Source organism: Kitasatospora sp. NPDC051914 (assembly GCF_040680995.1).
Classification (GTDB): domain Bacteria; phylum Actinomycetota; class Actinomycetes; order Streptomycetales; family Streptomycetaceae; genus Kitasatospora.
The window spans coordinates 18,822-31,149 of sequence record NZ_JBFAXX010000023.1 but is presented as its reverse complement, the minus strand read 5'-3'; the positions used below and the strand labels follow the sequence as shown (position 1 = coordinate 31,149).

Below are 12,328 nucleotides of genomic sequence, written 5' to 3'. Positions count from 1 at the left end.
CCGGGTGTCCGACCGCACATCGGATGCCCGGCCTGTCTGACGACCCCACAGCAGACGTACGAAACAAAGAGGATGTAGCACCATGACTGACGCTCTGAAGCGCCTCAGCGACGAAGGCGTGGCGATCTGGCTGGACGACCTCAGCCGCGACCGGCTGAACAGCGGCAACCTTGCCGAGCTGGTGCAGGAGAAGCACGTCGTCGGTGTCACCACCAACCCGACCATCTTCCAGAAGGCCATCGGCGGCGGCAGCGCCGCGTACGACGGCCAGCTGAACGACCTGGCGGTCCGCAAGGTCACCGTGGACGAGGCCGTCCGCATGATCACCACCTCGGACGTGCGCGACGCGGCCGACGTGCTGCGCCCGGTCTACGACGCCTCCAACGGCCGCGACGGCCGGGTGTCGATCGAGGTCGACCCGCGCCTGGCGCACGAGACCGCGGCCACGATCGCCGAGGCCAAGCAGCTGTGGTGGCTGGTGGACCGCCCGAACGTGTTCATCAAGATCCCCGCCACCAAGGCCGGTCTGCCCGCCATCACCGAGGTCATCGGCCGGGGCATCAGCGTCAACGTCACGCTGATCTTCTCGCTGGAGCGCTACCGCGCCGTGATGGACGCCTACCTGGCCGGCCTGGAGAAGGCCAAGGCCGCGGGCCTCGACCTCTCGCAGATCGAGTCGGTCGCGTCCTTCTTCGTCTCCCGCGTGGACACCGAGATCGACAAGCGCCTCGACAAGGTCGGCGGCGACGCCAAGGAGCTGCGCTCCAAGGCCGGTGTGGCCAACGCCCGCCTCGCCTACCAGGCGTACGAGGAGGTCTTCGGCTCGGTCGACGCCAAGCGCGACGGCTCGGACCGCTGGAAGGCCCTGGAGGCCGCCGGCGCCAAGCCGCAGCGTCCGCTGTGGGCGTCCACCGGCGTCAAGGACCCGAACCTGCCGGACACCCTGTACGTGACCGAGCTGGCCGCCCCGGGCACCGTCAACACCATGCCGGAGGCCACCCTCAACGCCACCGACGACCACGGCGTGGTCACCGGTGACACCGTCACCCCGAACTACGCCGACGCCAAGGCCGTGATGGACGCCGTCGCCGCGGCCGGCGTCGACTACGACGACGTCGTCCAGGTGCTGGAGGACGAGGGCGTCGAGAAGTTCGAGGTCTCCTGGAAGGAACTGCTGGAGACCGTCTCGGCCTCGCTCGCCGCGCACGGCGACCAGAACTGACACCACTGCTCACGACCAAGCGCACGGAGAGCGGAGCAAAACACCAGTGAGCACCACCCCTGCTTTTCCCGATGTCGAGGGGGCCGAGGTCGGGCAGGGCGATCCCCTGCAGCCCTCCAACCCGCTGCGCGATCCGGCGGACCGCCGGCTGCCGAGGATCGCCGGGCCGTCCGGCCTGGTGATCTTCGGCGTCACCGGCGACCTGTCGCGCAAGAAGCTGATGCCGGCCATCTACGACCTGGCCAACCGCGGCCTGCTGCCCCCGGGCTTCTCGCTCGTCGGCTTCGCCCGCCGCGAGTGGGAGGACGAGGACTTCGCCCGGGAGGTGCACGACGCGGTCAAGGAGCACGCGCGCACGCCGTTCCGCGAGGAGGTCTGGCAGCAGCTCGCCAAGGGCATGCGGTTCGTCCAGGGCGACTTCGGCGACGACGACGCCTTCGACACCCTGCGGAAGACCATCGAGGACCTCGACCGGGCCCAGGGCACCGGCGGCAACTTCGCCTTCTACCTGTCGGTGCCGCCGAAGTTCTTCCCCACCGTCGTCCAGCAGCTCAAGAAGCACGGTCTGACCGATCCGCCGAAGGGCTCCTGGCGCCGCGCGGTGATCGAGAAGCCGTTCGGCCACGACCTGGAGAGCGCCCAGGAGCTGAACCGGATCGTCCACGAGGTCTTCCCGCGGGACGAGGTCTTCCGGATCGACCACTACCTGGGCAAGGAGACCGTCCAGAACATCCTGGCGCTCCGCTTCGCCAACCAGATGTTCGAGCCGATCTGGAACCGGTCGTACGTCGACCACGTGCAGATCACCATGGCCGAGGACATCGGCATCGGCGGCCGCGCCGGCTACTACGACGGCATCGGCTCGGCCCGCGACGTCATCCAGAACCACCTGCTCCAGCTGATGGCGCTCACCGCCATCGAGGAGCCGGCCTCGTTCCACCCCAAGGCCCTGGTCGCCGAGAAGCTCAAGGTGCTCAGCGCCGTCAAGCTCCCCGCCGACCTCGGCAAGCACACCGTGCGCGGCCAGTACGCGTCCGGCTGGCAGGGCGGCGAGGAGGTCGTCGGCTACCTGGACGAGGACGGCATCAACCCCGAGTCCACCACCGACACCTACGCCGCCATCAAGCTGCAGATCAACAACCGGCGCTGGGCCGGCGTCCCGTTCTACCTGCGGACGGGCAAGCGCCTCGGCCGCCGGGTGACCGAGATCGCGGTGGTCTTCCAGCGGGCGCCGTACCTGCCGTTCGACTCCTACGCCACCGAGGAGCTGGGGCAGAACGCCCTGGTCATCCGGGTGCAGCCGGACGAGGGCGTCACCGTGCGGTTCGGCTCCAAGGTGCCCGGCACCGCGCTGGAGGTCCGCGACGTGACGATGGACTTCGCCTACGGCGAGTCCTTCACCGAGTCCAGCCCGGAGGCGTACGAGCGGCTCATCCTCGACGTGCTGCTCGGCGACGCCAACCTCTTCCCGCGGCACCAGGAGGTCGAGCTCTCCTGGCAGATCCTCGACCCGATCGAGCGGTACTGGGACACCCACGGCAAGCCCGCCCAGTACCCGGCGGGCACCTGGGGCCCCGTCGAGGCTGACGAGATGCTCGCACGAGACGGCAGGAGCTGGCGCCGGCCATGAAGATCGACCTCACCAACACCACCTCCAGCAAGATCAATGCGGCGCTCATGGACGCCCGCCGGGCGAGCGGCTCCACCGCGGCCGGCATGGTGCTCACGCTGGTGATCGTGACCGACGAGGGCAGCGCGTACGACGCCCTCAAGGCCGCCAACGACGCCTCCCGCGAGCACCCGTCCCGCACCCTGGCGGTGATCAAGCGGGCCGGGCGCTCGCCCCGCGCCCGCGCCGAGACCCGGCTCGACGCGGAGATCCTGGTCGGCAGCGACGCGGGCTCCGGCGAGACGGTCGTCCTGCGCATGCACGGCGAGCTCGCCTCGCACGCCCAGTCGGTCGTCCTGCCGCTGCTGCTGCCGGACGCCCCGGTGGTGGTCTGGTGGCCGGACAACGCCCCGCTGCACCCGGCCAACGACCCGCTCGGTGCGATCGCCCAGCGCCGCATCACCGACGCGGTCACCGCCGAGTCCCCGGTCGGCCAGCTCGCCCAGCGGGCCGCCAGCTACACCCCTGGCGACACCGACCTCGCCTGGACCCGCATCACCGGCTGGCGCTCCATGCTGGCCGCCGCCCTCGACCAACGGCCCACCAAGATCACCGGAGCGGTCGTCGAGGGCGAGTCCTACAACCCCAGCGTCGAGCTCCTCGGCCTGTGGCTGACCAACCGGCTGCGGGTGCCGGTCGAGCGGATCGTCACCGGCGGCCCCGGCATCACCGCCGTCCGGCTGCGCACCACGGACGGCGACGTCGTCCTCGACCGTCCGGACGGCCTCATGGGCACCCTGTCCATGCCCGGCGCCCCCGATCGGATGGTCGCGCTCAAGCGCCGCGACACCGCCGAGCTCATCGCGGAGGAGCTGCGCCGGCTCGACCCGGACGACATCTACGCGAACGCCGTCCGCACCCCCGTGGACCGGCTGCGCGAGCGGCTCGCCGAGGCCGAGCCGCCGGCCTCCCCGGAGGCCGTCCCGGCCGAGGCCGCGGCCCCGGCGCGGGTGACCGCCAAGCTGCCGGAGGCGGCCGCGGAGGAGGGGGCCCCGGCGAAGAAGGCGTCCGCCGGCAAGGCCGCCGCGAAGAAGGCCGCCCCGCAGAAGCGGAGCGCCTCGTGACCGCGGCCACCCCGCAGCTGGTGGTCCACCGGGACAAGGAGCTGATGGCGCAGGCCGCAGCGGCCCGGCTGATCACCCGCATCGTCGACGCCCAGTCCGCCCGCGGCAGCGCCTCGGTGGTGCTGACGGGCGGCCGCAACGGCAACGCCCTGCTCGCCGCGATCGCCGCCTCCCCGGCGCGCGACGCGGTGGACTGGGCTCGGCTCGACCTCTGGTGGGGCGACGAGCGCTTCCTCGCCGCCGACGACCCGGAGCGCAACGCCGTGCAGGCCCGCGCGGAGCTGCTCGACCGCGTCCCGGTCGACCCGGCCCGGGTGCACGAGATGCCGGCCGCGGACGGTGTGGACGGCTCGGACGTCGAGGCGGCCGCCGCCCGGTACGCCGAGGAGCTGGCCAAGGCCGCGGGCCCCGGCGAGCACGCCGGTGTGCCGGCCTTCGACGTGCTGCTGCTCGGCGTCGGCCCGGACACCCACGTCGCCTCGCTCTTCCCGGAGCACCCCGGTGTCCGGGAGACCGGGCGCACGGTGATCGGCGTCCGCGGGGCGCCCAAGCCGCCGCCCGTGCGGATCTCGCTCACCCTCCCGGCGATCCGGGCGGCCCGCGAGGTGTGGCTGCTCGCCGCCGGCGAGGACAAGGCGGGGGCCGTCGCCCTCGCCCTGAGCGGCCCCGGGGAGCTCCAGGCGCCCGCCTCCGGCGCGTACGGCACCGCCCGGACCCTCTGGCTGCTCGACCGCTCCGCGGCGGCCGATCTGCCGCCCCAGCTGTACCCGCCCGCCTCCGCCTGAGGCGCGGCACGCACGAGGCCCGGCCCCCGCTCGGGGGCCGGGCCTCGTCACGTCTCCGGGGTGCTCCCGGCCGCGGTGCGAAAACGCCGGGGGCGCCGCGGGGGGGGTGCCCCGCAGCGCCCTCGGCGACCGCTCAGATCTCGCCGCGGAGCTTGGCCAGCGCCTCGGCGAGGATGGCCTCGCCGTCGGCGTCGGTGCGGCGCTCGCGCACGTACGCGAGGTGGGTCTTGTACGGCTCGTTGCGGGCCGGGGCCGGGGGGTTGTGCTCGTCCTGGCCGGCCGGGAACCCGCAGCGCGGGCAGTCCCAGGTCTCCGGGATCGCCGCCTCGGCGGCGAAGCTGGGGCGCGTCTCGTGCTTGTTCGCGCACCAGAAGGAGATCCGGGTCCGGGGGGCGGACTCGCCGCGCTCCGCCTCGCCCATCGGGCCTGCGCCGACTCTGCTTCCTCGGATGGCGTTGCCACTTGCCACGGTTGGACTCCCTGCGTGCTGGTGCCGCCCGGCCGCGGCTGTGCGGACGGTGGCGAAGTCGTCCTAGTGTAAGCGGCAGTTAAAGCTCTGCCACCACCGCCTACGGAGCCGGGCCCCGACCTGCACGGCCGGACCCGGAGGCGGCATCAGCTCTGGTACTTGAGCAGCAGGCTCAGCACCACGATGCAGGCGAACCAGGCGAGGCCCACGATGATGGTGATGCGGTCGAGGTTCCGCTCGGCCACCGCGGAGCCGCCGCCGGTGGACATCGCGCCACCGCCGAACATGTCGGACAGGCCGCCGCCCTTCCCCTTGTGCAGCAGCACCAGGAGGATCATCAGCAGGCTGAAGATGATCAGGGCAATCGAGAACCCGAGAACCACGGCGGGACCAACTCTCTCGTATCTTCGGCGAAGGGGCCGGGCCGCGTGGAAGCGGTCCGGCCCCAAAGCCTACGTTGCTGCGGCGGCGTTAGCCTACTGCCTGCTCGCGGTACCGCACGATCTTGACGAACTCGTCGGCGTCCAGCGACGCGCCGCCGATCAGGCCGCCGTCGATGTCCGGCTTGGCCATCAGGCCGGCCGCGCTGGAGGACTTCACCGAGCCGCCGTACAGGACGCGGACCTTGTCGGCCAGCTCCGCCGAGTACAGCTCGGCCAGGCGGGCGCGGATGGCACCGCAGACCTCCTGGGCGTCCTCCGGGGTGGCCACCTCGCCGGTGCCGATCGCCCAGACCGGCTCGTACGCGACCACGATGGTCTCGGCGTCGGAGGCCGGGACACCGTCCAGCGCGCCGTCCAGCTGCGCCAGGGTGTACTCGACGTGGGTGCCGGCCTTGCGGATGTCCAGCGGCTCGCCGATGCACAGGATCGGGGTGATCCCGCTGCGGTACGCGGCCTTCACCTTGGCGTTGACGATCTCCTCGTTCTCGCCGTGGTACTGGCGGCGCTCGGAGTGGCCGATCACCGCGTAGGTGCACTTCAGCTTGGAGAGCATCGGGCCCGAGATCTCGCCGGTGTAGGCACCGGAGTCGTGCGCCGAGATGTCCTGCGAGCCGTACTTGATCTTCAGCTTGTCGCCGTCGACCAGGGTCTGCACCGAACGGAGGTCGGTGAAGGGCGTCAGGACGGCGACCTCGACGGCCTCGTAGTCCTTGTCGGCCAGCGCGAAGGCCAGCTTCTGGGTGTGCTGGATGGCCTCGAGGTGGTTGAGGTTCATCTTCCAGTTGCCCGCCATCAGCGGGAGACGCTCAGTCATGTACTCAGCCTTCCAGGGCGGCGAGACCGGGGAGGGTCTTGCCCTCCAGGTACTCGAGGCTTGCGCCACCGCCGGTCGAGATGTGCCCGAACTCCGTCTCGTCGAAGCCCAGGATGCGAACGGCCGCGGCGGAGTCGCCGCCGCCGACCACGGTGAACGAGTCGCTGTCCAGCAGTGCCTGGGCCACGGCCCGGGTGCCGTCGGCGAACGCCGGGTGCTCGAACACGCCCATCGGGCCGTTCCAGAACACGGTCCTCGCGTCGGCGATCTTCTCCGCGAACAGCTGCGCGGTCCTCGGGCCGATGTCCAGGCCGATCGCGCCGTCCGGGATGGCGTCCGCGTCGACCACCGCGAAGTCGTCCACCGGGGCCTGGTTCTTGACGTCCGGGAACGAGTGGGACACCGCGGTGTCCACCGGGATCACGAACTCCACGCCCTGCTCGGCACCGCGCTTCAGGTAGTCCTGGACGACCGGGATCTGGTCCTCCTGCAGCAGCGAGGCGCCGACACCGTGGCCCTGGGCCGCGATGAAGGTGTACATCATGCCGCCGCCGATGAGGATCTTGTCGGCCTTGCCGAGCAGGTTGTCGATCACGCCGACCTTGTCGGAGACCTTCGAACCGCCGAGCACCACCACGTAGGGGCGGGCGACCTCGTCGGTGAGGCGCTTCAGCACGCCCACCTCGGTGGCGATCAGGTCGCCGACGGCGTGCGGCAGGCGGGCCGGCAGGTCGTAGACCGAGGCGTGCTTGCGGTGCACCGCACCGAAGCCGTCGCCGACGTAGAGGTCGGCCAGGGCGGCCAGCTCGTCGGCGAAGGCGCCGCGCTCGGCGTCGTCCTTGGCGGTCTCGCCGGCGTTGAAGCGCAGGTTCTCCAGCAGCGTGACCTCGCCGTCGGCCAGGGCGGCGACGGTGGCCTTCGCGCTCTCGCCGACGGTGTCGGCGGCGAAGGACACCGGGACCCCGAGGATCTCGCCGAGGCGGACGGCCACCGGCGCGAGGGAGAACTGCGGGTCGGGCTCGCCCTTGGGGCGTCCCAGGTGCGAGGCGACGACCACCTTGGCGCCGGCCTGGACCAGCTTGGCGATGGTCGGCGCGACGGCGCGGATGCGGCCGTCGTCGGTGATCTCGCCGCCGGACAGCGGCACGTTGAGGTCGGCGCGGACGAACACCCGCTTGCCGGCGACCTGGAGGTCTTCGATCGTCTTCACGGTCTTGGGTCTCCCCGGGAGGTGGTGGTGCATGTCGGCGGCACGGCAGCGGGCCGCCCGCGACACGGCGGACGAGGGCCGGGCGCGAAGCGAGGGCCCGGACGGCACGAAGCCTTCCGGACCCTGCGCCCCACGTCCAATCAGGTCCCGCCGGGTGTCAGAGCTGGCCGCCGACGAGCGTGGTCAGGTTGACGAGGCGGTTCGAGTAGCCCCACTCGTTGTCGTACCAGCCGAAGACCTTGACCTGGTTGCCCTGGGCCATGGTCATCAGGGAGTCGAAGATGGTGGAGAACGGCGAGTTGACGATGTCGGAGGAGACGATCGGGTCCTCGGTGTACTGCAGGATGCCCTTGAGGTCGCCCTCGGCCGCCTTCTGGAAGGCCGCGTTGACCTCCTCGACGGTGACCTCGCGCTCCAGGGTGACGACCAGGTCGGTGATCGAGCCGGTCGGGACGGGGACGCGCAGCGAGGTGCCGTCCAGCTTGCCCTTGAGCTCGGGCAGGACCAGGGCGGTGGCCTTCGCGGCACCGGTCGAGGTCGGGATGATGTTCAGCGACGCGGCACGGGCACGGCGCAGGTCCTTGTGCGGGAAGTCCAGCGTGACCTGGTCGTTGGTGAACGCGTGCACGGTGGTCATCAGACCCTTGACGATGCCGAAGTTCTCGTTCAGCACCTTCGCCAGCGGGGCCACGCAGTTGGTGGTGCAGGAGGCGTTGGAGATGACGGTGTGCTTGGCGGCGTCGTACTTGTCGTCGTTGACGCCCATCACGATGGTGACGTCCTCGTCGGTGGCGGGCGCCGAGATGATGACCTTCTTGGCACCGGCGGTGACGTGCTTCTTGGCCTGGTCGGCCTTGGTGAAGATGCCGGTGGACTCGATCACGATGTCCACGCCCAGCTCGCCCCAGGGGAGGTTGGCCGGGTCGCGCTCGGCGATGACCTTGAAGGTCTTGCCGTCCACCGTGATGCTGTCGGCGGTGTGGGAGACCTCGGACCGGAGGGTGCCGAGGATCGAGTCGTACTTGAGCAGGTGCGCCAGCGTCTTGGTGTCGGTCAGGTCGTTGACACCGACGATCTCGATGTCCGCGCCCTGGGCCTGAACCGCACGGAAGAAGTTGCGGCCGATGCGGCCGAATCCGTTGATGCCTACCCGGATCGTCACGAACCGATCTCCTCTTAGGTACGCCGGACTGATGCCGACGGGGGTGGAAATGGGATGTCCCCGACCACCCATGACCCTACCTCCCTGCGGCTCCGCCGGACACATCGCCTCTCCGGCTGTGCCCGCCACAGAGAGCGATCGGAAACGATCAGAAGCAATCGGACATGGCCGTTCCAGGGCGGGACAAATGCCGAATTCCACTCATAGTGCCTGGTCAGAGAGGTGCGTTCGGAGCGGGTCGACGGGGAGGGCCGTCGGCGGGGCGGCGGAGGCGGCGCGACGGGCGCGCGGGGAACGGCGCAACTCGGAAGGGGCGACACACCGCCCTGCCCGCCCCCCGGCGTCCGCGCAAGAGCCGGACGCGCACAGATCGCGCCCCGGATCACCGCATTCCGGACACCGGGCACGCCGGAACAGCCCGACCGCACCCGGCGGCGGGCCCCGGCTTCGAGGGGTGTTAGTTGAGGGCCCTTCGAGGGGTGTTAGTTGAGGGCCATCTCGTCGGTGAGGCTGGCCTCGGTGCTGGGCAGGCCGAGCTCTGCGGCGCGCTTGTCGGCCATCGCCAGCAGTCGGCGGATGCGGCCGGCCACGGCGTCCTTGGTCAGCGGCGGGTCGGCGAGTGCGCCGAGCTCCTCCAGCGAGGCCTGCTTGTGCTGCATGCGCAGCTGGCCGGCGGCGGCCAGGTGCTCGGGCACCTCCTCGCCGAGGATCTCCAGCGCGCGCTGCACGCGTGCGCCGGCCGCGACCGCCGCGCGCGCCGAGCGGCGCAGGTTGGCGTCGTCGAAGTTGGCGAGGCGGTTCGCGGTGGCCCGGACCTCGCGCCGCATCCGGCGCTCCTCCCAGGCGAGCACCGCCTCGTGCGCCCCCAGGCGGGTCAGCAGCGCGCCGATCGCGTCGCCGTCCCGGATCACCACCCGGTCCACGCCGCGGACCTCGCGGGCCTTGGCCGGGATGCCGAGCCTGCGGGCCGCGCCGACCAGGGCGAGGGCCGCCTCGGAGCCGGGGCAGGTGATCTCCAGGGAGGAGGAGCGGCCGGGCTCGGTCAGCGAGCCGTGCGCGAGGAAGGCGCCGCGCCAGGCCGCCTCCGCGTCGCAGGTCGCCCCGGAGACGACCGCCGGGGGCAGGCCGCGGATGGGGCGGCCGCGGCCGTCCACCAGGCCGGTCTGCCGGGCGAGCAGGTCGCCGTCCTTGACCACGCGCACCACGTAGCGGCTGCCGCGGCGCAGGCCGCCGGGCGCCATCACCACGAGGTCGGAGGAGTGCCCGAAGATCTCCAGCAGGTCCTTGCGCAGGCGCCGGGCCGCGATGGCCGTGTCCAGCTCCGCCTCGATCACGATCCGGCCGCTCACGATGTGCAGGCCGCCGGCGAACCGCAGGATCGCCGAGACCTCCGCCTTCCGGCAGCAGGCCCGGGTGACCGGGAGCCGGGAGATTTCGTCCTTCACCGCAGGAGTCATCGCCATGGGCCGATCCTTCCATGTGTCCGGAAAATCCGGTCGTACGCAGCCGCCAGGAGCTCCGGGTCGTGTCGCGGCGAGCCGTCGGCCCGTGCCACCCTGCCGAGCACCAGTGCGGCACCCATCCGCTCGGCGGCCTTCTCCAGGCCGGCCAGGTCGGCCAGGCCGAAGGCCCCGCCGGTGACCGCCCGCTCGTCGACCAGCACGGCGTCGACCTCCAGGTCGGGGGCGTGGTCGGCGATCACGTCGAGGTGCCGCTGCGGGGTGAAGCCCTCGGTCTCGCCCGGCTGCGGGGCGAGGTTGAGGGTGAGCAGCCGGCGCGCGCGGGTATCGACCAGCGCCTTGGCGAGCTCGGGCACCAGCAGGTGCGGCAGCACGCTGGTGAACCAGGAGCCGGGGCCGAGCACCACCCAGTCCGCCTCCAGGACGGCGGAGACCGCTTCGGGGACGGCCGGCGGCTCCTCGGGGAGCAGCCGGATGGACTGCACGGTGCCCGGGGTGACGGCGACGTCGGCCTGGCCGCGGACGGCGGTGAGCTCGTGCGGGTGCGCCGGGTCGTGGCCGCGGACCTCGGCCTCGATGTCCAGCGGGACGGCCGACATCGGCAGCACCCGGCCCTGGACGTTGAGCAGCCGGCCGACCCAGTTGAGCGCCTCGACCGGGTCGCCGAGCTTCTCCCAGAGGGCGACGATCAGCAGGTTGCCGACGGCGTGGCCGCCGAGCCCGCCGTCGCCGGTGAAGCGCTGCTGGATGACCTCGGACCAGGTGCGGCCCCACTCGTCGTCCCCGCAGAGCGCGGCGAGCGCCTTGCGGAGGTCGCCGGGGGGCAGCACGCCGAGCTCGGCGCGGAGCCGGCCGCTGGAGCCGCCGTCGTCGGCGACGGTGACGACGGCGGTGAGCTCGTTGGTGAGTCGGCGCAGCGCGGACAGCGAGGCGGACAGGCCCTGGCCGCCGCCGAGGGCGGTGATCTTGGGGGCGCCGGGGCGGGACTTCTGGGCAGCCGGACTGCTTCCGGCCGGGGCTCGCTCGCCAGACCTCTGCTGGAACTGCCGTGCTGGCGAGTATCCCGTCACACCGACCCCACGTTCCTGTCTCGTGATCCCTCGGGCGGGCGGGGAACGGCCGGCCCGGTCAGCGCCGGCCGGTCACTCCCTGCCCATGTCGCGGTGGACGAGCACCGTTTCGACGCCGTCCGCGATCAGACGCCTGGTCAGCCGTTCGGACATGGCGACGCTCCGGTGCTTGCCACCGGTGCAGCCTACGGCAAGAGTCATGTAGCGCTTGCCTTCGCGGCGATACCCTTCGGTCACGATCCGCAGCAGCTCGGCGTAGCCGTCCAGGAACTCCTGGGCTCCGGGCTGCTTGAAGACGTAGTCGGCGACGTCGCTGTCGGTGCCGGTGTGGGCCCGCAGCTCGGGGACCCAGTGCGGGTTCGGCAGGAAGCGGCAGTCCACCACCAGGTCGGCGTCGACCGGCAGGCCGTACTTGAAGCCGAAGGACATCACGGTGGCGCGCAGCTCCGGCTCGTCGTGGTCGGCGAACTGGGCGTCGAGCTTGGCGCGGAGCTGGTGGACGTTGAGGTTGGAGGTGTCGATCACCAGGTCGGCCTCGCCGCGGAGGTCGCGCAGCAGCTCGCGCTCCTGGGCGATGCCGTCGACGATCCGGCCGTCGCCCTGCAGCGGGTGCGGGCGGCGGACCGACTCGAATCGGCGCACCAGCGCCTCGTCGGAGGAGTCGAGGAAGACCACGCGGAGCAGCACGCCGCGCTTCTCCAGCTCCTCCAGGGAGGTCAGCAGGTCGTCGAAGAAGCTGCGGCCGCGGACGTCGACCACGGCACCGATCCGCCGGACGGAGCCCTGGGAGCGGGCGCCGAGGTCGACCATGGTCGGGATCAGCGCGGGCGGCAGGTTGTCCACCACGAACCAGCCGAGGTCCTCCAGGCACTTGGCCGCGGTGCTCCGGCCGGCGCCGGACATCCCGGAGATGATCACCAGCTCCGGTGCGTTCTCGCCCACGTCGGACACAGTCACTTC

12 protein-coding genes are annotated in these 12,328 nt (G+C 71.8%); 4 read left to right on the top strand and 8 right to left on the bottom strand.

The annotated features are described in order from the left end of the window. The first annotated feature begins 82 nt into the window (after positions 1-82). The 4 genes from tal to pgl all read left to right on the top strand — a co-directional run bounded on the left by tal (position 83) and on the right by pgl (position 4,740). Positions 83-1,222: a transaldolase gene (tal, locus tag AB0M03_RS17075; RefSeq protein ID WP_363492322.1), complete on the top strand. Its 1,140-nt coding sequence runs from the start codon at positions 83-85 to the stop codon at positions 1,220-1,222. Between the two features lie 106 nt (positions 1,223-1,328). Further along, positions 1,329-2,852, top strand: a complete 1,524-nt coding sequence (gene zwf / locus AB0M03_RS17070; protein WP_363492405.1) for a glucose-6-phosphate dehydrogenase — start codon at positions 1,329-1,331, stop codon at positions 2,850-2,852. Continuing rightward, positions 2,849-3,955 carry a glucose-6-phosphate dehydrogenase assembly protein OpcA gene (gene opcA / locus AB0M03_RS17065; RefSeq protein WP_363492321.1) on the top strand — a complete coding sequence of 369 codons (1,107 nt, stop codon included), beginning with the start codon at positions 2,849-2,851 and terminating at the stop codon, positions 3,953-3,955. The genes zwf and opcA overlap by 4 nt, the downstream gene beginning before the upstream one ends. Beyond that, positions 3,952-4,740 (top strand): 6-phosphogluconolactonase, encoded by a 789-nt coding sequence (gene pgl, locus AB0M03_RS17060; RefSeq protein ID WP_363492320.1) that lies wholly within the window; start codon positions 3,952-3,954, stop codon positions 4,738-4,740. The genes opcA and pgl overlap by 4 nt, the downstream gene beginning before the upstream one ends. A 133-nt stretch (positions 4,741-4,873) precedes the next feature. Here the strand turns inward: pgl and AB0M03_RS17055 are convergent, their stop codons facing one another. The 8 genes from AB0M03_RS17055 to rapZ all read right to left on the bottom strand — a co-directional run bounded on the left by AB0M03_RS17055 (position 4,874) and on the right by rapZ (position 12,319). Next, positions 4,874-5,161 carry an RNA polymerase-binding protein RbpA gene (locus AB0M03_RS17055; protein WP_030266405.1) on the bottom strand — a complete coding sequence of 96 codons (288 nt, stop codon included), beginning with the start codon at positions 5,159-5,161 and terminating at the stop codon, positions 4,874-4,876. Between the two features lie 194 nt (positions 5,162-5,355). Further along, on the bottom strand, positions 5,356-5,592 hold the full coding sequence (gene secG, locus AB0M03_RS17050) for a preprotein translocase subunit SecG (RefSeq protein WP_363492319.1): 237 nt from the start codon (positions 5,590-5,592) through the stop codon (positions 5,356-5,358). A gap of 88 nt (positions 5,593-5,680) precedes the next feature. Next, positions 5,681-6,466: a triose-phosphate isomerase gene (gene tpiA, locus AB0M03_RS17045; protein ID WP_363492318.1), complete on the bottom strand. Its 786-nt coding sequence runs from the start codon at positions 6,464-6,466 to the stop codon at positions 5,681-5,683. A 4-nt stretch (positions 6,467-6,470) separates the two neighbouring features. Then, positions 6,471-7,676: a phosphoglycerate kinase gene (locus AB0M03_RS17040; protein ID WP_363492317.1), complete on the bottom strand. Its 1,206-nt coding sequence runs from the start codon at positions 7,674-7,676 to the stop codon at positions 6,471-6,473. 157 nt (positions 7,677-7,833) lie between these two features. Continuing rightward, a complete protein-coding gene (gene gap / locus AB0M03_RS17035; protein WP_363492316.1) occupies positions 7,834-8,838 on the bottom strand; it encodes a type I glyceraldehyde-3-phosphate dehydrogenase in 1,005 nt (334 codons plus the stop codon). Positions 8,839-9,320: 482 nt separating this feature from the next. Beyond that, complete coding sequence (whiA, locus tag AB0M03_RS17030) at positions 9,321-10,301, bottom strand: DNA-binding protein WhiA (RefSeq protein ID WP_363492315.1); 981 nt, start codon at positions 10,299-10,301, stop codon at positions 9,321-9,323. Further along, positions 10,292-11,263 carry a uridine diphosphate-N-acetylglucosamine-binding protein YvcK gene (yvcK, locus tag AB0M03_RS17025; RefSeq protein ID WP_363492404.1) on the bottom strand — a complete coding sequence of 324 codons (972 nt, stop codon included), beginning with the start codon at positions 11,261-11,263 and terminating at the stop codon, positions 10,292-10,294. The genes whiA and yvcK overlap by 10 nt, the downstream gene beginning before the upstream one ends. 177 nt (positions 11,264-11,440) lie before the next feature. Next, the gene (rapZ, locus tag AB0M03_RS17020) at positions 11,441-12,319 is read right to left on the bottom strand and encodes an RNase adapter RapZ (RefSeq protein ID WP_363492403.1); all 879 of its coding nucleotides are present in this window, start codon (positions 12,317-12,319) and stop codon (positions 11,441-11,443) included. Positions 12,320-12,328 lie beyond the last annotated feature (9 nt).

Bases quoted from the DNA above. Each gene is read 5' to 3' on its own strand.
- tal (WP_363492322.1), top strand. From the start codon at position 83: ATGACTGACGCTCTGAAGCGCCTCAGCGACGAAGGCGTGGCGATCTGG.
- opcA (WP_363492321.1), top strand. From the start codon at position 2,849: ATGAAGATCGACCTCACCAACACCACCTCCAGCAAGATCAATGCGGCG.
- AB0M03_RS17055 (WP_030266405.1), bottom strand. From the start codon at position 5,161: ATGGGCGAGGCGGAGCGCGGCGAGTCCGCCCCCCGGACCCGGATCTCC.
- tpiA (WP_363492318.1), bottom strand. From the start codon at position 6,466: ATGACTGAGCGTCTCCCGCTGATGGCGGGCAACTGGAAGATGAACCTC.
- whiA (WP_363492315.1), bottom strand. From the start codon at position 10,301: ATGGCGATGACTCCTGCGGTGAAGGACGAAATCTCCCGGCTCCCGGTC.